The 21969-nt window shown below is 39.6% G+C and carries 16 protein-coding genes, 1 pseudogene, 1 riboswitch and 1 other annotated feature (1 of these 19 running past the window's edge); of the genes and pseudogenes, 2 read left to right on the top strand and 15 right to left on the bottom strand.

Annotation, left to right across the window (positions count from 1 at the left end):
- Positions 1-22 precede the first annotated feature (22 nt).
- From CDO33_RS06185 to CDO33_RS06125, 14 genes and pseudogenes are all read right to left on the bottom strand, one after another.
- The gene (locus CDO33_RS06185; RefSeq protein WP_103080258.1) at positions 23-1279 is read right to left on the bottom strand and encodes a glycoside hydrolase family 140 protein; all 1257 of its coding nucleotides are present in this window, start codon (positions 1277-1279) and stop codon (positions 23-25) included.
- Between the two features lie 74 nt (positions 1280-1353).
- A complete protein-coding gene (gene xylB, locus CDO33_RS06180) occupies positions 1354-2889 on the bottom strand; it encodes a xylulokinase (RefSeq protein WP_103080283.1) in 1536 nt (511 codons plus the stop codon).
- A 19-nt stretch (positions 2890-2908) separates the two neighbouring features.
- A complete protein-coding gene (locus CDO33_RS06175; protein WP_103080257.1) occupies positions 2909-3739 on the bottom strand; it encodes a transketolase in 831 nt (276 codons plus the stop codon).
- A gap of 47 nt (positions 3740-3786) precedes the next feature.
- Complete coding sequence (locus CDO33_RS06170) at positions 3787-4743, bottom strand: transketolase family protein (RefSeq protein WP_103080282.1); 957 nt, start codon at positions 4741-4743, stop codon at positions 3787-3789.
- A gap of 152 nt (positions 4744-4895) precedes the next feature.
- Positions 4896-5108, bottom strand: a complete 213-nt coding sequence (locus CDO33_RS06165; RefSeq protein ID WP_161496689.1) for a hypothetical protein — start codon at positions 5106-5108, stop codon at positions 4896-4898.
- Between the two features lie 18 nt (positions 5109-5126).
- Positions 5127-5210, bottom strand: a pseudogene (locus tag CDO33_RS21670) (hypothetical protein); the annotation flags it as partial.
- A gap of 100 nt (positions 5211-5310) precedes the next feature.
- A complete protein-coding gene (locus CDO33_RS06160; protein WP_103080255.1) occupies positions 5311-6702 on the bottom strand; it encodes a DUF6298 domain-containing protein in 1392 nt (463 codons plus the stop codon).
- 630 nt (positions 6703-7332) lie between these two features.
- Positions 7333-10197 (bottom strand): carbohydrate-binding protein, encoded by a 2865-nt coding sequence (locus CDO33_RS06155; RefSeq protein ID WP_103080254.1) that lies wholly within the window; start codon positions 10195-10197, stop codon positions 7333-7335.
- Between the two features lie 134 nt (positions 10198-10331).
- Positions 10332-11921, bottom strand: a complete 1590-nt coding sequence (locus CDO33_RS06150; RefSeq protein WP_103080253.1) for a DUF3502 domain-containing protein — start codon at positions 11919-11921, stop codon at positions 10332-10334.
- A 67-nt stretch (positions 11922-11988) separates the two neighbouring features.
- Positions 11989-12891, bottom strand: coding sequence for a carbohydrate ABC transporter permease (locus tag CDO33_RS06145; RefSeq protein ID WP_103080252.1), 903 nt, complete (start codon positions 12889-12891; stop codon positions 11989-11991).
- 43 nt (positions 12892-12934) lie between these two features.
- On the bottom strand, positions 12935-13942 hold the full coding sequence (locus CDO33_RS06140; RefSeq protein WP_242974845.1) for an ABC transporter permease: 1008 nt from the start codon (positions 13940-13942) through the stop codon (positions 12935-12937).
- Positions 13943-14283: 341 nt separating this feature from the next.
- On the bottom strand, positions 14284-16515 hold the full coding sequence (locus CDO33_RS21130) for a M56 family metallopeptidase (RefSeq protein ID WP_202849472.1): 2232 nt from the start codon (positions 16513-16515) through the stop codon (positions 14284-14286).
- A 2-nt stretch (positions 16516-16517) separates the two neighbouring features.
- On the bottom strand, positions 16518-16880 hold the full coding sequence (locus CDO33_RS06130) for a BlaI/MecI/CopY family transcriptional regulator (protein WP_103080250.1): 363 nt from the start codon (positions 16878-16880) through the stop codon (positions 16518-16520).
- Between the two features lie 93 nt (positions 16881-16973).
- Positions 16974-17621 carry a hypothetical protein gene (locus CDO33_RS06125; RefSeq protein ID WP_103080249.1) on the bottom strand — a complete coding sequence of 216 codons (648 nt, stop codon included), beginning with the start codon at positions 17619-17621 and terminating at the stop codon, positions 16974-16976.
- 150 nt (positions 17622-17771) lie between these two features.
- Positions 17772-17845, top strand: a riboswitch (Fluoride riboswitch).
- A 53-nt stretch (positions 17846-17898) separates the two neighbouring features.
- Between CDO33_RS06125 and CDO33_RS06120 the strand changes: the two genes are divergently transcribed.
- Both CDO33_RS06120 and CDO33_RS20585 read left to right on the top strand, forming a co-directional pair.
- Entirely contained in the window at positions 17899-19083 is a 1185-nt protein-coding gene (locus tag CDO33_RS06120) for a cation:proton antiporter (protein WP_103080248.1), read from the top strand.
- Positions 19084-19114: 31 nt separating this feature from the next.
- Complete coding sequence (locus tag CDO33_RS20585) at positions 19115-19354, top strand: hypothetical protein (RefSeq protein ID WP_151898647.1); 240 nt, start codon at positions 19115-19117, stop codon at positions 19352-19354.
- 46 nt (positions 19355-19400) lie between these two features.
- On the opposite strand, the gene CDO33_RS06115 is transcribed toward CDO33_RS20585, so the two are convergent.
- A complete protein-coding gene (locus CDO33_RS06115; protein WP_103080247.1) occupies positions 19401-21767 on the bottom strand; it encodes a valine--tRNA ligase in 2367 nt (788 codons plus the stop codon).
- Positions 21768-21831: 64 nt separating this feature from the next.
- Positions 21832-21969, bottom strand: a binding site (T-box leader) (it continues 126 nt past the right edge of the window).

Genomic DNA, 21969 nt, shown 5'->3' with positions numbered 1-21969 from the left:
TCGCGTAAATGCTAAACTCCTCTTATATACTGCAATTTCCCTTAAATAACAAAACCCAGTCCTCATCCCCATCAGAATTTTTACCAGGTGTTTTGAACTTTTTCTCCCCTTGTATAGTGACATTTCCGATGTCAATATACATTCCACTGGTTGGATCGAACCAATACGCTTCTGTTTCACCTGAAAATTTATCAGTATCTATCGTAAGTGTACATGCCGTTGGAATGTAAACAATTGCTAAACTGCCATCCTCTGAATAGCATGCAGGAGCGAATTCCTCACCAGAGCCGTATCCTTTGGTAACCAGAACATGGGTGGTGTCCGGAATCATCTGATACCATTTCACTGATGTAAACAGCTCTTTTAAATGACTCATATGGTGTGCTGCAGGTGCATCCATTGCTACTCGCCAGAAGCATGTCGCAATCCAGATATCCTTATTTCCATAAGTTTGTCCTGCTCCTCCCAGTATTACACTGGTATAGGCAAATTTACGAAGAAGAGAGCTGGAAATACCTGTATTATACTCATAATGGGTCTCTCCCAGAATTACAGGTCTGACTGGATTTAGATGATAGGCTTTCGTCATCTGTTCAACCATATTGCTGTAATTATAGGAATACGCCATGTTCATGTCATACCATGTGTCATTATTGAAAAATTCCCATCCGCCTTTTTGATTCGCATGAAAAGTGTTGATTTGCCATGGAGCAACTTCTTTAAATATTCTGCCGAAGATACGGATGCAATTGTGCAATTCCAGCGCATCATCGTCACCGCCATGTATCCACCCGATAATACTCTTGAAGTCCTTATAGCGGTTTGCCAGATAACGGGAGAAGATTTCTGCATTATCTGTGTTAAGGTGCTTATACCAGTCCTGCTCCCACTTGCTTGCCCAAACAGGTGCAATAAGCAAGCCAAGACCTTTTTCCATGGCAATTTTTATCACCTTATCTACATGAGCAAAATATGCAGGGTTTGGAGTTGTAAGATCTCCCCGTACCATAAATGGAGTATTGCCTTCCCTGTTTGCCTGATAATTCCGGTGGGGTAGCAATTGCACTTGAATCACAGTAAAGCCTTTCTGCTTCCTGTCCTCAAGATACAACTCCGCTTCTTCTTCAGTAAATTCCCAGAAGAGCTTCCAGCAAGTATCCCCATGATAAAAGAAAGGCTTATTATTTTGATCAACCAAATAACGCCTGTTTTCACTAATTTTTAGTGGGAAAGCAGGAATTACATTTTCAGTTTTGCTTTGTATTTTTATACAGTTCATAATCCTTTTACCTCCAAGTCTATAGCTATGAAAGCAAACAGCAAGTTTTTATGGTGTTTTTTAATTTTTTTATATTACACCTCTGCTATTTTGGATATTTTTCTGAAATCTTCTTTAAGAGACCCGTACAACTGCTTGTAAATCGGGAATAATGAATTATATTTAACAGTGTTTTCGTTTTCAGGATGGTTTTTCGTTTTCACTTTCATTACCATTGCTGCTTCTTCAACTGAAGCCCAGGTATTAGTTCCTACGCCAGCGAGCAAAGCAGCCCCGTAAGCACCACCAAAAGCCGCAGTATTCATAGTGTATACATCCATGTTTAAGATTTCAGCAATTATCTGCCGCCATAAATTGCTGTTTGCTCCTCCACCAGATGCATATATTCTTTTAGGAGTTATTCCCAGTTCCATTATCACTTCAGACAGATCTCTAAGCCCAAAGGCTACCCCTTCCAGCACACTTCTTATAAGATGAGGTTTTTTGTGTCTTAGATTCAATCCCACAAAAGCCCCCCGCGCATATGGATCATTATGCGGACATCGTTCCCCGTTAAGGTACGGCAAAAAAAAGAGTCTTTCTGAACCAACCGGGACATTTTCTGCTTTTTTGTCCATCATTTCAAAAACATTTCCTGTTCTACTGTCGATCTCTTTCATGTCTTCATAAAGCAAATTCTTCAACCATTTAAAGGCACCGCCGGCAGTGAGCATAACACCCATAGCATGCCACTTTCCGGGAATTACATTGCAAAATATCTGAAGCTTACCCTCAGGGTTGTTACAACAGCTGTCCAAATTTGCAGTGACCTGTCCTCCTGTACCAATGGTAGCTCCCATCACACCGCTTTTCACCAAACCTGAGCCTATGGATTGGACAATTGCATCCCCTCCACCTCCTACAACCGGCAGACCATAAGGCAGTTTTAATTCCTCTGCAGCGTTGTTAGACAATCTACCACTTATTTCAATTGATTCATAGCATGAAGGCAGTAATTCCTTTGAAATTCCCAGAATTGATAAGAGCTCATCTGACCACTTCCTGTTTTTTACATCAAACAAACCTGTTCCCGACGCATCGGATACTTCAGTGGCATATTCTCCGGTAAGCCGGAATCTAATGTAGTCTTTCGGGTTCAATATGATTCTGGTTTTCTCAAAGTTTGCTGGTTCATTCTCCATCGTCCATAAAATCTTACCACCGGTATACCCAGTTAGCATTTTATTGCTTGTGAGTTTCAGAAGTCCAGCTACTCCACCGACACGTTCCTGAATATCCTGGCATTGTTTTTCATTTCTCTGATCACACCACAATATGCATGGTCTTATTACATCCCCTTTACTGTCCAGTAATACCATACCGTGCATCTGTCCGCATAAGCCTATACCTTTTATACTTTGAACAGAAGGAAAATCTTTCAAAAGTCGACCAACAGTGATCTTAACTGCCCGCCACCAATCCTCAGGGTCCTGTTCACACCATCCCGGCTCAGAAGTGGACATGCCATATTCATAATAAGCTTCTGAAATTATTTTGCCTAATTCGTTAACAATAACCGATTTGCATCCTGATGTTCCGATATCAATTCCTATTAAATATTGATGCTGCATAATTCCCTCCATGCTTCCATCATCCAATCTCTGATAATGCCTGCTGCAATTGCTCGTAATTTAACGGTGCTCCATGGTATTTCACCTTGTCTTGCTCCATAAATGAGACACCTTTGCATTTGACCGTATGGCAAATAATCACACTAGGTCCTGACCTGCATTCCTGCGCCTTATCAAAGGCTGCTAAAATTTGCCTTAGATCATGGCCGTCTACTTCCAGCACTTTCCATCCAAAAGCCTCCCATTTTGCACCCAAAGGTGACATATCCATTTCTTCCTTTGTTGCACCGTCATTCTGATATTCATTAACGTCAACTATAGCAGTGAGATTTTCAAGCTTATAATGCGCTGCCGTCTTTGCTGCTTCCCAAATCTGGCCCTCATTTGTCTCACCGTCTCCTATCAGAACATATACCCTGAAGTCCTTTTTCTTTATCTTCGCCCCTAAAGCCATACCACAGCCTGCCGAAAGTCCGATACCCAGGGAACCTGTTGACATGTCAACTCCCAGTGTTTTCTTCATATCAGGATGTCCCTGCAGTCTGCCATTGATTACTCTATAGGAAGTCATAAGATCTTCATGAGGAAAATAGCCCATGTCTGCAAGAACTGCATAATATGCAGGAGTACAGTGGCCTTTGGACAAAATAAAACGATCCCTATCTTCCCACTGTGGAATCTTAGGATTCACCTTAAGTTTTTTATGATAAAGTGCCACCAATATTTCCACAATTGATAACGATCCACCGCCATGACCTGATTGAACGTTGTATATCATATTTAATATATCCCGTCTTATTTCTTTACACTTTAGCTGCAGCTGTTCTATGTCCTTATCACTATACTCCATAGCAAAACTTCCTTTCGTATTCTTGTCTGATTCTACATACATATTTGCTAAACATTTTTTCTTGCCATTACTTTTTTAACTGCTTCAACAATCCTGTCAGCAGTTAACCCGTATTTTTGATAAAGCTCATCCTGTGAGCCTGATTCTGCAAAGCAATCCTCTACTGCAACCTGCTCCATTGGTACAGGACAGTTTCTAACCAGCATTTCTGCTACAGCTCCTCCCAGTCCGCCGATCCGTGTGTGGTCTTCGGCTGTTACAATAGCACCGGTTTCTAATGCAGCCTTCATTACAGCCTCTTCGTCCAGTGGTTTTATGCTGTGCATATTTATAACCCGGACATTTATCCTTTCCTCACGCAGTGCAGATTCCGCCTTTAAAGCCTCAGCGACCATGAGCCCGCAGGCAATAATCGTCGCATCTTTCCCCTGTTTTAAGACATCACACTGCCCGATGACAAATTCCTTTTCTTGGTTATAAATAGTTTCTGCCTGATCCCTTCCAAGTCGCAGGTATACTGGACCCTTATGCTTCAAAGCAGCTTTTATAGCAGCTTTGGTTTCTGTTGCATCCACCGCTGTTATTACCGAGAAATTCGGCAAAGTCCTCATAATGGCAATATCCTCAATGGCCTGATGAGTTGCACCGTCCCTCCCAACACTAATTCCTCCATGGGTTGCAAATATTTTTACATTCAGACAGGGATAGGAAATGGAATTGCGTATTTGCTCAAAAGGCTTTTCTGCAACAAACATGGCAAAACCTGTAACAACAGGGATTAGACCTACAGTTGCAAGCCCTGCTGCTACTGATATGCAGTCTGCTTCACTGATTCCCACCGAAATAAATCTTTCCGGATATAATTTCTTGTATTCCGTAATACGTACTGCTTTAGCAAGATCAGGGGTTATAACCACCATAGACTGGTATGCTTTTCCCATCTCAACCAATGCTTTTCCCAAAGCATCCCTAAAAGAAGCGCTTTTCAAAATAACCACCAACATTCTGAAAATTATAGAAGTTTGTTTTAATGACTCTTTTTGCAAAAGGTAAGTCCACAAAAAAGATTATCCTCATTGCTAATTACCAAGTTGCTATGATTTTTTCCTTAATCCTATCATCAACATATCTTCAGCATTAAACTCATGCATATTTATCATTGAAATTCCATCTTTATAACTTGTTTCAGGTTTACCCACCAGCTTTTTTCCAGGCGGAACATCGTCCAGTAATACAGGCCTGCATCAAAATCCACTTTTGCATCAATGTTGAACGGTACATATATAACGACTTTCTCCATATTCACCAAAAACGGCTTGATATTCAGATTCGATTCACTTTGATCATTGGTTATCGGTATTATTATCATCTGCAAGGCATTGAACCCTTACATTTTTCTATAGTCGAGATATTCCTGCCAATCTTCCATGGGAGCATTATATAAAGCAGCCCAGACAGTGTCTGCCTGATAAAAAAAGGCCTCCCATCTACCTCAAAGTAATCTTTGGTTTATGATATGGTAATTCTTTTCACACACACCTTCTTCTTTTATATGGTTAACTTCCTATCCATCATAGTGCCTCCTTCTGCTGCTTTCTTAAGACTTTAAAAGCCAGTTCATTATACATGCCATTTGGAGCTTCCAAGTTCAATACACCATCGTCACTAAATCTTTCTTCAGACTTCAATATACTTCCGGACACAGGGTCTATCCATTCTACTGTATAAATTCCTGCTGGAACATCAAGAGATATGGAGATGATACCATAAGCTCTTATATACCCTGCATATTGATTACCATCGTCATGCATCATATACAATGATGGACAGTTTGCATAAAGCTTTATTACCGGTGAGTTATCAGGTGTCATATGAATAAAATCAAGAGAATCAAGAAAAGTCTTCAATATTCCCAATTGTTTTCTTAATTGCTTGCTTCCGCCTCCAGGCTGATTAGGTCCATACTTAAAAGTTCCGTCCTCGAAACCGGGGGAAAAGGAATAATCAATGTTATTGAAAAGAGCTCCTCCTGAAAGCATAAACTCCCAGGCTTGAGTGCGGTAGATATAATCATCCTGTCCGCAAAAACCGGTCTCATTATAACCTATGACCTTGTTCAAATGCTGGTTTTCAATAGCCGTCGACGAAGAAGCATAATGAAAATTATATATTGATACATTTTCATATGGTTCCTTGATTTTCTCAAATCCGCAGGCTACATCCATTGATATTAAATGTTTCTTCGGAAGCATTGCTTCTTCAGAAACAATCAGTTTTACAATATGCTGCTGCCATTCCATGTCAATATTATCGTTCCATGGCTCATTCAGAACTTCATAGAACAGATTATCAAATTCATTCAACTCATGTACAAGCTTTGAAACCATCTTTTCTTGATATTCCATCAGCCTTTTATTTCGGAGTTTATATACTTCATGCGCTTCTACTTCCTCAGTTCCGTTTATGTTATTGCGATTATTCAATGGACATATCTGCCATAGGTCATTACCAAAGTAATTAAAATAGAAAGTGCAAAACAGGACAAATTCAACTATAATTCCTTTGTCCTGGGCCTGTCGCATAAAATCCTTTAGACGCTTAAAATACTCTTCATTCCAGACATCCAGATCATACAGATTTCCTCCGTCATCCGCGCCAGGTTTGCTGCTGCGAGCCCAGGGGCAGATGTATCGTCCTTTCAGAGGTGCGATAGCATTTCCCTCCACATTGAAAGAAACACCCGGTATTTCCCTGTAAACACCTGAAAATACCCTGGCATGGTTTAATCTATGACTTTTAAGTTCGTCAAGATAAATGGAATAATTGAAATCAAGGTTCAATATTGAACCATAATCTTCACCGGATGTGATCAGCACCATCGGCTTACCGTTATAATAGAAATACCGCTTGTTCTCAGGATGTAACTTTACAGGCTCCCCAATCGTCTTTTCACATTTCAGCACCTCTAATCCTCCTACCATTAAATAAATACATTCATTAGTCACTTGCATTCCCAATTGTTTATTTCATACTTCCACCTTTGGTACAAACTTTTCAAAAAGTTTATCAGATTCTATGCTGCAGCAATACATTGGCATCACATCACAACCAATGTAATTTTTTATTTTGCTGTTTTATGCACTTTTCACCACTGAATGATCTGATTTTTCTCGTTTCGTTTTTGATACGTATACCTTTCAATTAAATAATATTTCATTTCAACTATGTAAGTAAGATGAATAAACTATAAAAGGTGGAAAATTAAACGGAGTTTCCTATTCAGACATGCTTGAAGTAAAATGCATTTGCCAATTGCATTCACTCAATCTATACGAACTTTAATTTATAGCGTTAACGTTTCAAAACCCTCTTTATAAAAAGGAGCAACAGCCATATAACTACAATGTGGCTGTTGCTGCATAAATATTTACCAAGTTGAGTACTAATCAGAAACTCTATTATACGCGAAATATAAAATACTTTTTGTACTTGAATAAGTCAGCAGAAAGATGCCATCATGGTTAAGGTATATTATAAGCGTCTTTTCCGCAGGCAATGTAAACAATACCTTTACTACTATTGCATGTATCTTATCAATCCTGCCTCAAAAGAAAATCATCCATATAAACATAACCCGATGTGCCATTTTTCCATGTCCACACAGCAATTTGCGTCGTGCCGGCAGGTGTTGTAAACTGTAAAGAATTTTTCACATAGGAAGTCGAATTGAAAATCGGCATCGTAAAGCTTTGAATAGTAGTACCGCTTGAGTTCCTACAATCAACATACACATAAATGTTGTTCCCGCTATCTGCTTTTCCCCATGCTTCAATGTAATAATTTGTATTTTCATAAACTCCTGAAGTTATCGTACTATGTGAAAACCCGCCTATCCCCGTGCCAATTCTTACACATCTTGAACCACTGTATGCATTATTGGTAACGATAGAAGCGTTTTCCCAAAGATCCCAGTCTTCGCTGCCGGATTCAAATCCCGGATTGGCTAACAGATTGCCTGATACTGGCGTATCAGAATTTAGATAGAATTTTATCCAGTCAATGTCGGCCACTCCACTTCCGCTGCGTTTGAATACTACATAAATGTCCTGAATCCCTGATGCGTCAGAAAACTCTGCAGAAGCAGTTGCCCACTTGTCCACAGCCGCCCAGCTGCCTGTATTGGGTACGTTTATGATCCCAAGGAGTGTTCCTGTGGGGCTTCCCGCTCTGAATTCAATGGTTGAATCGTCATATATTGTTGCTGTTCTTGTTTCAACCGAGTCTATTTTCGAAAGATCAATATTGCTGAATACCAGATAATCATTGTTTTGTGTCCATCCTACATATGCATCTCCGCTTGCCCCTACAGTCGTACTGTTAAGCGCAATCAAGTCTCCTAATTTTGAATCGTAGCTTTCCGCTTCCTTGAACAGGTAATCTGGTTCAGGGGATACCCCCTGTCCTTCAACTTTTATGTCATCGAAGAATGCTTTCTGAAAGTGTGTATAGCAAGCTATGTTTCCAGTAGTGAATGTGTCGTCTGTTGCCGTAGCCATCAGCTGGCCATCCAGATATGCTTTTAGTATGTTACCGCTGACCTCGAATTTGTATGTATGATAAACACCTGTGGACGGTGCTGGAATCACATTTGAAGATGCCAGTAGTGTATGATTTGCACCCTGCAATTTATATATGCTTATTTTAGAATCACTTTTGCTATAAAACATATGATAATAATTACTGGAATTCTGGCGCCTTGCTACTATACCAGCTCTTGAGTTGGTGCCCTCCCAGCTGTCGACTTTTATCTTTGCCTCAACTGTATAATCATCCCACGTACTCTCGCCGGCATATGAATTTGCTCCTCCAACAGATTCACTGGAATAATACGCTTTATTGCTTCCGTCATTTACAACTGAAAATGTACCATAATTTGTTGTCCAGCCATTAGCATATCCGTCCTCGAAATCATCACTAAATAGCATTACTGGAGTAGGTGTTGGTGATGAACCATTATATTCGTGAGCCCCAATGTCCGGATCTGACCTTAAATTATTGAAGTAGTCATACGGCACATCCGAGGTAATTTCTTTCCCAGCACCAATACATGGAGAATCGCTCTTAAGTTTGAAATAGTTTTCTCCTAAGGCTCCACCTGTTAATTTAGGATCACCTATAACATCATTAGCACTGGATGCAATTCCTGAAACACTTCCGGACCAACAGTTATGAGAAAAATGCAGTTCCGGATCCTGTTCGGTCCTCACTAAATTGCCGCTGCTTTGCTTTATGATGTTGTTTTCAATTCTTGTATTTATATGATCAGCTGCAGCAATGTATATGCCGTCATTATATGCATCAACCAATGTGTTGTGAGCAATTAAGTCGTTATTTAAAGCTGATCCTTCAACTCCCTGATACCAGTATGCTATGTTGGAAAGGTTGCCTTTTGCAAAGTTATTTATAATTTTTCTGTGATGACCTACAGGGGGTGTACCGTCTCCATAAAGCTCATCGGATATCAGAATTCCGGCACAAGGCGCACCATCCCTGTAAAAGGTTGTATCGCCGGTTTTATATACCAAGTTTCTCTGTACTGTGACATACGCACCATGATCTATATATATTTCAACGGCATAGTTGTCAAAAACCTCATTATCCTGTACGGTTATATATTTCGATATCTGTGAAGGCGTTCTGAAGTTTGACCAAATGCCTATTGCTTCACCCCAGTTGTTATAAATCTTGTTATTCTGGACAGTAGTATGGCTGCAGGTTGCGATCAATAAAATAACCGGCCATCTTACATCTTCCGGCCTTCTGTCGAAGGGTGCAAATATGTTATTCTGCCATATTTCATTGTTATCAGCCAGGGAGTTGTCAAGGTGCTCAAATTCCAGCGCGGTAGCCCAGTTATGATGTATTTTACAGTTCTTTACAGTAATATCCGAGTATCTTATTTCACCTGTAACATTACCTGCTTCGATACCTTTACCATATGACCTCGTTATTTCAAGTCCATCAACTACTATATGGCTTGCCAGGATCTTTATCAACGGTTCCCAGGAATGTTCATAAGTTTGTCCGTTATAAGTATATGTTGCAAAATTGAAATCAGGATATTTATTCTGTCCGTCGATCACAGGAGTCTCACCAGGATATGCAGCAAGCGTGATAGGTTTACCAGCTTCTCCTGACTTAGTAATGGTAATCGGTGAGGTAATATAATATGTACCTCCCCTTATGTATACAGTGTCTCCTGGAGATGCCACATCCATTGCCTTCTGTATGGTAAGAAAAGGCTCGTCTTTTGATCCTGAATTATTGTCATTACCTGTTGTTGCAACATAGTAGATGTTCCCTTCTGCTTTTGCCTGTTGTGGAACTAAAAATGAAAACACCTGGAATACCAATGCGGCTGTCAATAAGACCGCCCATGTTTTTATACTTTTTGACATATTAGCATCACACTCCTTTCGTTGTACTCAAGGCACGAAATAGAATAAAATTTTTATTTAAAATTACGCATTATCATGGTACACAACAGCAACAGCCACATCACTATAATGTGGCTGTTGTTGGAAGTACTAAGTTATTGTGCTGCATCAAATATGACTTTAGCCTGATTTGTGATCTCTTCATTAATTTTGTCTATGCCTGCTGCTTTGATCTTTTCTATAAACTCATTCAGAGTCTTTTCAGGATCATCATTAAAGCCCATGTACATTATAGGTATGTACTCTTGAATAATTGGTGTAGTATTTGCAATTTCAGTATTTACCGCATCTGTCACAAATGGGAAACCATCAAGTGGATGGTATGAAATTTGATCATAGAAATAACTTGCAGTAAGCTCAGCATACCCAGGGAAGGATTCAGTCGGGAGCACCGGAGCATTTGCAAAGCACCAATTACTGATACCTCCAAAACCATTGGCATCAATCGCTTCAACCTTAAGGAACTCACGTTCTCCAACTTTAGTGGTTCCTGCTATTTTATGATGTACTCCTGGAATACCATAGTTGATTAAGAAATTGATGTCGGGATCATAATTCAATAAATCAGCGGCCATTAAAGCTCTTTCTATATTCTTGGTTCTTGCGTTAAAAGCACAACCGTTGCCTGTAAATCCTGCAGAACCAAGTTTCTTTCCTTCCAGAAGGTTTACATATTCAATTTTCCAGTCAGGATGGTCTTTTTTTGCCATCTGCCAGAGAGTATTAGCAGCTCCTATATTATCAAACCTAACTGCACTTTTGCCTGCCTCGAATCTTTCTGTGTTGGCAGTAGTCAGATCGCTTTTTGAAAGATAGCCTTTTTTATTCCATTCATGCATCCGCTTCAGAAAATCTACATAACCAGTCATTTCATAATAGGGCTTAAGATCAAACACCTTAGGATCAGTAATGTCATATGTTAGAGTTCCTGTAGTTCCTCCGGCGATATAGTAACGTTCATTAGGATACATTACCATTGCACGCATCAGCATCTCGCAATTATCCCTGGAAACATTAAGAGGAATCATTCCCTTTTCGTTCTTTAACACTTCATCCATGAATTTTTCAACGTCTTCAATTGTTTTAATCTCAGGGAGCCCATACTTTTCACGCAGATCCCCTCTTATTATGACGCCATAGTGATTGGCAAAGTAGTTATTATTGGGAATCATGTAATTTTTCCCTTTTATTTGAGTTCCGGACCATGCAGCACTAGGAAGGTTTTGCATTGTCAGTGGGCAGTAGGTTTCAAGCATCTCCTTAGTAAGCTCGTAAAAGCCTCCTTTTGAAGCTGTCTCAGAATAAAACGCCCAGTTTGCTGTATAAATCATATCAAAGTCTTCACCTGAAGAAAACAACAATGAATATCTCTTATCCCAATCACCCCATGAAAGATAGGCCGGCTCAAGTTCTGCATTAATCTTTTCCGTAAGTTTTTTGCTTATTTCTGCAAATACTTTTTCATTGTCCGGCTGAGGTTCTCCCAGGAAATACATCTTGAGTTTAACATGTTCTGCTGTTATGTCTTCAGTAGTTGTAGTTGAAGTTTCCGTAGTTGTACCGGTCTGGTCTGCAGTTCCTTTCGTATCCGGCTTTTCATCACTTTTACCACAGCCCGTAATAATAAGTGAAAAAGACAGAAGCAAAACAAGCATTAAACTGATCACTTCCAACTTCTTCTTCATAAAAAATCCCCCTTAACTTTATTTTAATTTATATCACGACTGCTCAACGCAGTGCGTCATTTTCCTTTTATCCTTTCACGGCGCCTATCATAATTCCCTTAACAAAGTATTTCTGCAAAAAAGGATACAAGAATATTATAGGTCCTATGGTCACCACAGTCATCGCCATTTTGAACGACTCTTCCGGAGGCGTTACAGAAACGCTGAGCTGAGGCACCTTACTGATAAGAGTTCTCAGCATGGTAATTTGCGAAAGCAACTTATACAAATAATATTGCAACGGTAGCATGTTACTTTTATCAATGAAAAGCATTGCGTTGAACCAGTTATTCCAATACCCTATTGCTATGAACAGTCCTATAGTAGCAAGTACCGGCTTTGATAACGGAAGGACCAGTTTAATGAAAATCTTGAAATCTCCAGCACCATCAATCTTGGCTGACTCCGAAATTGAATCCGGAATTGAACTGTAAATAAAGCTACGAATAATAATAATGTAAAATATATTAAAAAGTGAAGGCAGTATTAAAGCTAGAATATTGTTCTTCATATTCAGGTACCGTACCATCAAAATATACCAGGGAACCAATCCTCCACTGAACAAAGAGGTAAAGTAAAAGTAAAACGAAAATACGTTTCTGTACTTAAATTCTTTTCTCTGCAACACATAAGCAGTCATTGCTGACAGGAAAAGACCCACTAACGTACCTGTCACTGTAATAAATATCGTTACGCCATATGCTCTAAGAATACTTTCCGGCACTGCAAAAACCGTCTTATATGCTTGAAGCGAAAATTCACCTGGTATAAGGCTGAAGCCGTTTTCAATAATAGAGCGTTCACTTGAAAACGAACCAGATATAATAAACAAGAATGGTATCAGGCAACATAACGAAAAAATAGTTATAAACGAATAAGCTAATGTATTAAAAACTATCTCGTCCTTTTGCATTTTGTTTATTCTTGACATGTGTTAATTCCTCCATGTGGCAGCTTATTTTTTGCAGGCTATCTCAAAACAGGGCATAATTCTCCTGATATTTTCTTACCAGAGTATTGGCAACTATCAATATTACAAAACATACAATCGATTGGGCAAGACCGGCAGCCGAAGACATACCTATGTCCTGAATCTGGAGAAGCGATCTTACCACAAAGGTATCAATTACATCTGTGGAATCATATAGCAGCGGATTATTTCCTGTCACCTGATAAAACATGTCAAAATCGCCTCTGAAAATATTACCAATGCTCAGTAGAATTAAGATTACAATTTGAGGTACCATTAATGGTAATGTAATGAAGAATGTCTTTGCAAATTTCCCGGCTCCATCAATTTCTGCAGACTCATATAATTCTTTATCAATGCCTGTTATTGAGGCCAGATAAACAACAGTTCCGTATCCCACATTTTTCCATGCATTTATTGCTATAATAATATATTTCCATATACCAGCATTGCTATATATATCTACCGGTTTGAACCCAATGGATTTTAATAATGTATTCAGTGACCCAAAATCATAATTAAAAAAATTATACATAAATCCACCAACAATAACCCATGAGATGAAATACGGAAAAAACATTACCGACTGTGAAACCTTTTTAAAGCTTTTTGAATTTATCTCAGACAAAAAAATAGCAGAAGCTATCTGTAAAATCTGATTGACAATTATAAATGCTATATTATAAGCAATTGTATTGAGCGCAACTTTGAATATTTTTCCGTTAGCGAAAAGAAATTTAAAATTATCAAACCCTGTCCATGGACTTCCGAATAATCCATCGGTATAATTATATCGCTTAAATGCCACTACTGATCCGATCATTGGTATATAGGAAAATATAAAATAATATATTACGGCAGGCATGAGCATGAAAAGCAATGTTTTGTTTTTTGCTAAATTCATAAAAAAGTTGTTTTTGCGTAAATCTCTTTTAGCAGCCATTTTTTCTCCTTCTTTGTATATAATTTTCTGATCTTGATGATATAATAATACTTCATTTAGCCATAACATAAAACGCAAAAAAACTATGAAAGGTGGAAAATAGTAATGTATTTTTCTCTCAATCGGATTCTCAATCTTTCAGATGAAATAGATAGGCTGTAACATGGAAGCAAAGTAAGTCTTTTATCAAAAATTTTGATTTGAAGCTGATCGTCAAGAGTAAAAGCTTTTAGTACTTTAATTTTTCGATATAAATATACCTCTTTGCTATATCCAAACCCGGTGTAAAATCGTTATCGGATAAAATGGGCAAAAGACCACTCTTTTGGTAAAGTGTAAGTTGCCAAACGCACCTTTTACCAAGGAGGGTCTCTTATGTATAACATTGCATTATTATCAACTCAAAGCAATTATCTTTTCAAATCAAACAGCCTGAATACCTTATCCCCGCGCACATATGACAGGGTGCTGATCGTCCAATCTTCCGTATGAAGGTATCCGTATTCTCCTGTGTCAAAGAGTACTGCGTGGTGACTGTAATTGCCAAGCATCGTTGAATTTATCACCTCTTCTATGGGAACAAACTGATTGCCAAATCGGTTGTCCATTGGCTTATAGATTGTTTCCTGCAATGTGTTATCTGAAATGGTATACACGAACATGTTTTTGCTGCTCATGGGATGCAACTGCACCGTATTGCCGTCCATGCTAACCGAAACCTCACAATAATTGTCTCCTTGCGTCTGATGACAGTTTAAAGGTTCCAAGTCCAAGCTGCGTATAATGCCAGATGAGTTTAGATCATATACAAACAGCCCGAAATAATCATGAAAGATTAATATATCATCAGAAGCATAGTCGAGCTCAGCCATATCAACTCCCAAGGTTTGCTCAGGAGATAATTTAGGTGCAGCAGGCACTAAGGTGGCAGATTCAATGGTGGTAAGACCAAGCAAAGACCTAATTCGGGATTTCATTTCTGTTTCAGTTCTAACCTCAGCCGTCCAAAGCGTTCCGATAAGAGTTACTGAATCGCCATTTCGCAATACAACCATGAGCGGTTTGCCCATGCTGCTGGTTTCTTTAAGCCAACCTTCCTCATCCACCTGCATTCCACCGGCTAATACAACTTTGCTCAAATCTTCAGGAAGCAGCCGGTATTCCAGCGCATAAACTTCAACAGGCGCCTCTGCCAAATTGTCAAAGCTTTCGATTAACTCCAACCGGGTAATTTTGCTGTCAATAATTTTTACTCCCGGGCTTAATTCATAGTTAGCGATATCTTTATTTATATACTCCCATGCCAATCTGGTGATTTCATCTTCATAGCCGGCATCCCTGTCTTGCTCAGAGTCCTTAACGCCAACGGATAAGCTTTTATAAATACCTGCGAATTTTACAGCTTGTTTGTAAGGCATCTCATACCAATCACTGCCGGATTCTTTAAAAAACCTGTTGCCAAAATGAATATACTCCATGCTTGTGTCATTGCTATAGTAAATTGTTATTATATAAGACATACCATCGTATTGACTGGGATCTTTGGCCGTCTTTTTTAAATCCAAGCCATTAATATAATTTATGACATCCATTATATGTTCTTTGTCTTCAATCATTTTAAGACTGCTTTCGTCGCCTGGCTGTGTCTTGACAGTGATTTTTAAAACATCCCTCACGCTGCTTATAATTGACTTATCACCAGTTACTGTCCTTGGGTTTGCCATTAATCCAATTCCAACTGCCGCAACAAGGATGATTGATAAAGCAATTGCCCAAAACCCAGGTTTCCTGTAATTCAATACATTTTTAATCCTGCCCTTCATAATTCCCTCACCAAAAGCAAGAGGGCTTCCGTTTATAGCATGCCTTCCGGTAGCAAGGGATAATAACGAATAGGCATAGGGTTTTTTAATATCTTCTTGGATTTCTTTCAATACTTTTTCATCACAGGACATCTCCATATCTGAGTTCATTAACATAAACGCGATCCACACAAGAGGATTAAACCAATGCAAGGACAATATTAAGAAGGCCAGTATTTTTATTATGTGGTCTTTTCGATGGATATGGGTCTGTTCATGCAGTAAAATATATCTTCTTTCCTGAATGTTAAGTCCCACCGGCAAATATATCCTGGGCTTTATCAATCCAAGCACAAAGGGTGTTTTCAAATTATTGGCTTCGTATATGTTGTGCTCTATCAGCCGTGAGCCTTTGAGCCGTCTTTTTAAATGTAAAGTTGATATCACACTGTAAAAGATTAATGCCACTATTCCCAAAATCCAAATGTATGCTCCAATTCCTATGTAAATCTGTAATGGGTTGGCGCTTGCTTCGATAGTCGGTGCAGGAAGGGATTTATTTACAAATGAATCGACTACCTCTATTCCGCTATTAATACGAGGGCTTTGCTGATAGATGATGTCTGGGGTGATTGGAGCAGTGTTCATGCTGCGTGGCAAAAGGCTGAACATACTTTCAAATGAAAATGGAACAATCAGGCGAAAGGCCACCACAGCCCATAAGGCATAGGAAATCACTTTTGGCGCTTTTTTGAGCAGCATCCTGACGAGTATCACAAAAAGGATTACATAGCTCGCCGTAAGGCTCATATTCAAAACGGAAAGGAACAATTCCTCCAAGGTTATCCCTCCTTATACTCGTCAATAAGCTTTTTAAGCTCTTCAGCCTGGCGCTCACTGAGCTTTTTTTCCCCGATAAAAGCTGTCAGGAATTTAGGCAATGAACCTCCGAAGATATCTTCAACAAATCGCCTGCTTTGCTTTGCGTAAAACTCATCTTTTTTTATCATAGATGATACAACTGCATTTTCATTTTTAAAGATACCTTTCTCGCACAGCTTTTTTAAGACTGTATATGTGGTAGATTTCTTCCAGCCCATTTCCCTTTCACACAGCTTCACCAGCTCACCGGAGCCAATGGGCTCATGCTGCCAAATCAGATCGGCAAATCTTGCTTCACTTTTTGCAAGTTTATAATCCTTCATGCTATAACCTCCTTGGTCTATTATTTATAGACCTCATATGTTAAGTCTATACTTAATAGACCAAAATGTCAATAGCTGGAGTAAAAATCAATGTTATTTTACAACCGTGCCTCCCCATTCTATAACGGTAAAGCCTTCCCGCTTAAAAGGCACAAGATTTTGCTCCTCGATGGAAACAGCCTTGTCAAGGCGTTTATATGCCATAAAAACTCTCAAAATTCTATCAGGCTCAGGTATTATTTCCAGTTTTGCATTGTCCGTATAGACTTCATTTTGAAAAGTGATAAGATTGTATGGATTGTTTTGCATTTTGGGAAGCCAGTAGACGATAAACTCATTATATTCTTTTGGCGTCAAACCGATATACTCCAGTTTGTCCCTTAAAAAATCAGCCGTATCCTCGCCTTTCACAACAAAACCCTTGCTCATATCATATTCAATATTGCTTTTGCCTTCCCAAAACAGATAAGAATACTCTTTTCCGTCTCTTTTATTGATTAACGTTCCATCCGGATGAGCGGTTACATTCCAGCCTTCATAATATGTGGGATAGGTGCAGGTAACTTCTCCATTGTAATTTAGCTTAACTGTCACATCCATCGTTTTTTCCGGATATAGATAGATTACCGGTTTTTCGGCTTTTGGCTCATCATCCTTATGATTGTCTTCACACCCTGTCATAAACGATACTACAGAGATTATTAGGACAGCACACAATAGGGTATGTTTAAACTTTTTCATACCAAAATCAACTCCTTTATATCATCAGACGATGAATCTTACAATTGGTTCCATCATTAGTGATTTTAGGATTGAATTTAAAGAGCAATTTTCTGTATATATTATCTCAACCTTATTGCAAAACTACGAAAATATGTTACAATGTTTTTATGTTTTACAGGGAATGAAGTTCTCCCATGGGTAAATCCCTAAACCGCTTATAAGCTGATGACTTCTGTGATTTTACAATCGCAGGCTCATCAGTTTTTTATTTTTGCAAAAGATTGGAGAGAAAACTATGCTTTTATCACTTGCATTTATATTCCTTTGTGGAATGGCGCTGGGAAAAGTACTTGAGAAACTAAAGATGCCGAGTTTGCTTGGAATGCTTGTCACAGGCATTGTTCTTGGTCCATACGCACTTAATATATTAGATCCTGCCATCCTAAACATATCTACCGAGCTGAGGCAGATTGCTTTAATAATCATCCTTACACGGGCAGGACTGAATTTGGATATCAAAGACTTGAAGAAAGTCGGACGTCCGGCCATATTAATGTGCTTTGTGCCTGCATGCTTTGAAATTATAGGGATGCTGATATTCGCTCCGATGCTTCTTGGCATATCGCTTTTAGATGCCGCCATCATGGGAACAGTTGTAGCAGCGGTTTCCCCTGCGGTTATCGTTCCAAGAATGATTAAGCTTATAGAAGGCGGATATGGCAGAGAAAAGAGCATTCCTCAAATAATCATGGCAGGAGCTTCCGTTGATGATGTATTTGTAATTATTCTATTTACTGCATTTACTGGATTAGCCCAAGGTGGTACCATCACACCTTTGAGCTTTATGACCATACCCACCTCCATTGCTTTTGGACTCATGGGAGGCATTGCAATAGGTCTTTTGCTGTCCGCCTTCTTTTCAAAGGCACATGTTAGAGATAGCAGCAAGGTAATCATCGTACTATCAATCTCCTTTCTCCTCGTTACTTTGGAGCACAGTTTTACTGGAATAATTGGATTCTCTGGGCTTCTCGCAGTAATGGCGCTGGGGGCTACTCTGCAGCAAAGAAAATATGAGCTTTCAAAACGTTTATCCAGCAAGTTTTCTAAGCTGTGGGTTGGTGCAGAAGTTTTATTGTTTGTCCTTGTAGGAGCTACTGTAAATATAAACTATGCCATAAAAGCAGGACCCATGGCGATTATCCTCATATTATGTGTCTTAGTTTTTCGCATGCTTGGCGTTTTTGTATGCTTCACTAAAACCAAGCTTAATAAGAAAGAGCGGATTTTCTCCGCCTTTGCTTATGTGCCAAAGGCCACAGTACAGGCAGCAATCGGAGGTCTGCCACTGTCTATGGGACTTGCCTGCGGCGATATTGTTTTAACTGTAGCAGTGTTGTCCATTCTAATTACTGCCCCCCTTGGCGCGGCCTTTATTGATTCAACATACAAAAGGTTGCTTTCAAGGAGTGATGAGTAGAAGGTTCAAGTAATCAATTTCCAAAAGAACCATGCTGTTTCCTCAGTGGACAGTTGAAAAAGGAGTTGACTGCTGTGCACTTTTCCAGTGGTCTTTTACGAGAATACCTTTATCTCACATGTATGATAAAGGTATTCTCAGGCTCAACTATAGTTCCTTTAATCCCGATGGGGTACCTACAGCAGCCTTCCTATTGGTAAACAGAAGCAGCATTATTAGTTGCATGAAAGCAATGCTCACCAACTCATCTTTACGCATCAGAAAGTTTTGATTACATGGAGCGACCATATATTGGTTGACTGATTGTAGCTCAGCCACTATGAGCTAATTTCTACTATCTTTGCATGGCAGCAAGCTTTTATATCATCTATTGTTTGCTGAAATAATTCCATCAATTTTTCATCGGTGGCAATAACAATCTTTTCCATTTCCGCATTCATTGGCAAAGCGTTCTCGGTCTTGTATTTTCTTGTTTCCGAAACAATGCCCTTTAGCTTTTCTCCGAAAACGAGTATTTCATGGTCAGCAATCTCTTCAGTTTCCCAACACAGCCTGTGCAAGGAAATGCTTTTCTCATATTGCCTGAAAAAGCTCTGGTAAATGTATTCGGTGATGTGCGGTACGTAAATAGCATACAGCTTCAACACATTAAGCATGCAATAATACAAGGCATGTTGGGCTGATTGCCGCTCCCTGACCCCGCGTTTCTCAGGCTGATACAGGCGTTCCTTAACAATTTCAAGATAATAGTCGCATAAATCCTTCCAGAAAAATTCGTCAATTTTATGGCGCGCTGATCCGATTTCGTATTGCTCTAGCAAGCTTCGGGCTTCAACGATGGTCTGTTTGCAGCGCTCGATTATCCATCGGTCCACGGGCATCAGCTCGATATCTGCATTGATGTCGATATCCTGCAAATGAGACAGCGCGAACCTGGACGCATTCCATAGCTTTGTTATAAACCTTTTGGCTATCCTCAAGTCATCAACAGAGAAAAATGTATCCGTCCCGAGCTTGGAATTGGCAGCCCAATACCTTATAACATCGGCAGAATGATTTTCTATAAGCTCCTTGGGCGATAACTCGGAATTACCTTTTGATTTGCTGATCTTTTCTCCCTTTTTAGCGAGAACAAAACCGCAAACCATTATATCCTTCCAGGGAATTTGGCCTGTATGATACAGGCTTTTAACAATAGTATAAAATGCCCATGTGCGTATGATCTCATGAGCTTGTGTTCTCAAACTCATCGGCAAAAGCCTGTCTGAAATATCCTTTTCTTCTCCCCACTTCGCATTTATTTGCGGAGTGATGGACGATGTAGCCCATGTATCCAATACCGAGCTTTCAGGCAAAAACTCATCACACCCACAGGAACAAGGCCCATCTGGTTTTGTCTCAAGGGGATTTACAGGTAACATATCCTCCCTTGCGATTATTACCTTTCCACAGCTCTTGCAGTACCATATCGGAAAAGGAACACCAAAATAACGCTGACGGGATATGCACCAATCCCATTTGAGATTTTCTACCCATGATATATACCTGCTTTTCATGCTTTTCGGATACCAATTGATTTCATCGGCTGCTTTTAAAAACAGCTCTTTATTGGTAAGAATATCAATATACCATTGTTTTGAGGGTATAATCTCTATTTCCTTACCGCAACGCTCATGTACGGAAACAGTATGCGTTATGCTTTTTGTCTCTGCTAAAAGTCCATTTTCCTCAAGCAGTCTGATGATCTCTTTTCTGGCTCGCTTGACCTCCAATCCTCCGATCAGAGGAACACTTTTATCTATTGTGCCGTCAGGCAGAATGACTTTTCTGTACGGCAGCTTATGTGACTTATACCATTCTGCATCGGTGCTGTCACCAAAGGTTGCACACATAACCACACCTGTTCCTTTACTGATATCAACTTTGCTGTCTGCCAATATGGGGATTTCATAGTTGTACAAAGGAACAGTGGCGCTTTTGCCGATATATTGCCCAAATCTATCATCCTCCGGATTTACAAAAAGGCAAACGCAGCCATAAAGCAGCTCAGGCCTCGTTGTGGCAACCACTAAATCTTCTCCGCTGGTCTTAAACTTAACATAATTAAAAGTTGTTTCCTTTTCAATGGATTCTAAGTCAGCCTGAGCTATTGAAGTCTGGCATTCGGTGCACCACAAAACCGGCGACTCCATCATATATGCCTTCCCATCCTGTAAAAGTTTGATGAAGGATTTTTGCGATATTCGTTGAACCATTGGGTTGATGGTTTCATATTGAAGAGACCAGTCAACCGAGAAGCCCAGAGACTGCCATAAATCTTTAAATTCCTTTTCATATTTCGCAGTAGTTGCGATGCATTTTTTAATAAACTCATTCCTTTGAAAGTCCTTGGCAATAATACCCTCTTCCTTTTCCACAAGTCTTTCGGTTGGCAAACCGTTGTCGTCAAAGCCAAAGGGATAAAAAACATTATAACCCTGCATGCGCTTGAAACGAGCGATCATTTCCGCCTGCGTATAGGAAAAAATGTGCCCGATGTGCAGGCTGCCACTAACAGTCGGCGGCGGCGTGTCAATAGAATAGATTTCGCTATGACTCTCCGGGTCAAAGCTATAAATGGAGTTTTCTTTCCAAAAATTCTGCATCTCTTTTTCTACTAGCCTGAAGTCATATTTTTTCTGCATGGTAATACCTCCTTGAATTTTACGAACACAAAACAAAAGGTTCGCCTTAAGCTTTTTTGTAATTGCTTAGGGCGAACCATATGCGTCCGTGGTACCACCTAAATTCAGATATGACTATCTGCACTCTGCCAATACGGGATGATGTTAATAACCATCCGATATTGCTTTCCTTTTAACGGTGGAAACTTCCGTTGAAGCCTAC

Source organism: Clostridium thermosuccinogenes (assembly GCF_002896855.1).
GTDB classification, from domain to species: Bacteria; Bacillota; Clostridia; order Acetivibrionales; family DSM-5807; genus Pseudoclostridium; species Pseudoclostridium thermosuccinogenes.
The sequence above is the reverse complement of the archived record's forward strand: the minus strand, read 5'-3'. Positions and strand labels throughout refer to the sequence as shown.

What these genes read in the sequence shown, in the direction of transcription:
- CDO33_RS06185 (WP_103080258.1), bottom strand. Translation starts at nt 1,279, where the DNA reads ATGAACTGTATAAAAATACAAAGCAAAACTGAAAATGTAATTCCTGCT.
- xylB (WP_103080283.1), bottom strand. Translation starts at nt 2,889, where the DNA reads ATGCAGCATCAATATTTAATAGGAATTGATATCGGAACATCAGGATGC.
- CDO33_RS06175 (WP_103080257.1), bottom strand. Translation starts at nt 3,739, where the DNA reads ATGGAGTATAGTGATAAGGACATAGAACAGCTGCAGCTAAAGTGTAAA.
- CDO33_RS06170 (WP_103080282.1), bottom strand. Translation starts at nt 4,743, where the DNA reads ATGTTGGTGGTTATTTTGAAAAGCGCTTCTTTTAGGGATGCTTTGGGA.
- CDO33_RS06165 (WP_161496689.1), bottom strand. Translation starts at nt 5,108, where the DNA reads ATGATAATAATACCGATAACCAATGATCAAAGTGAATCGAATCTGAAT.
- CDO33_RS06155 (WP_103080254.1), bottom strand. Translation starts at nt 10,197, where the DNA reads ATGTCAAAAAGTATAAAAACATGGGCGGTCTTATTGACAGCCGCATTG.
- CDO33_RS06150 (WP_103080253.1), bottom strand. Translation starts at nt 11,921, where the DNA reads ATGAAGAAGAAGTTGGAAGTGATCAGTTTAATGCTTGTTTTGCTTCTG.
- CDO33_RS06145 (WP_103080252.1), bottom strand. Translation starts at nt 12,891, where the DNA reads ATGTCAAGAATAAACAAAATGCAAAAGGACGAGATAGTTTTTAATACA.
- CDO33_RS06140 (WP_242974845.1), bottom strand. Translation starts at nt 13,942, where the DNA reads ATGTTATGGCTAAATGAAGTATTATTATATCATCAAGATCAGAAAATT.
- CDO33_RS06130 (WP_103080250.1), bottom strand. Translation starts at nt 16,880, where the DNA reads ATGAAGGATTATAAACTTGCAAAAAGTGAAGCAAGATTTGCCGATCTG.
- CDO33_RS06125 (WP_103080249.1), bottom strand. Translation starts at nt 17,621, where the DNA reads ATGAAAAAGTTTAAACATACCCTATTGTGTGCTGTCCTAATAATCTCT.
- CDO33_RS06120 (WP_103080248.1), top strand. Translation starts at nt 17,899, where the DNA reads ATGCTTTTATCACTTGCATTTATATTCCTTTGTGGAATGGCGCTGGGA.
- CDO33_RS20585 (WP_151898647.1), top strand. Translation starts at nt 19,115, where the DNA reads ATGCTGTTTCCTCAGTGGACAGTTGAAAAAGGAGTTGACTGCTGTGCA.
- CDO33_RS06115 (WP_103080247.1), bottom strand. Translation starts at nt 21,767, where the DNA reads ATGCAGAAAAAATATGACTTCAGGCTAGTAGAAAAAGAGATGCAGAAT.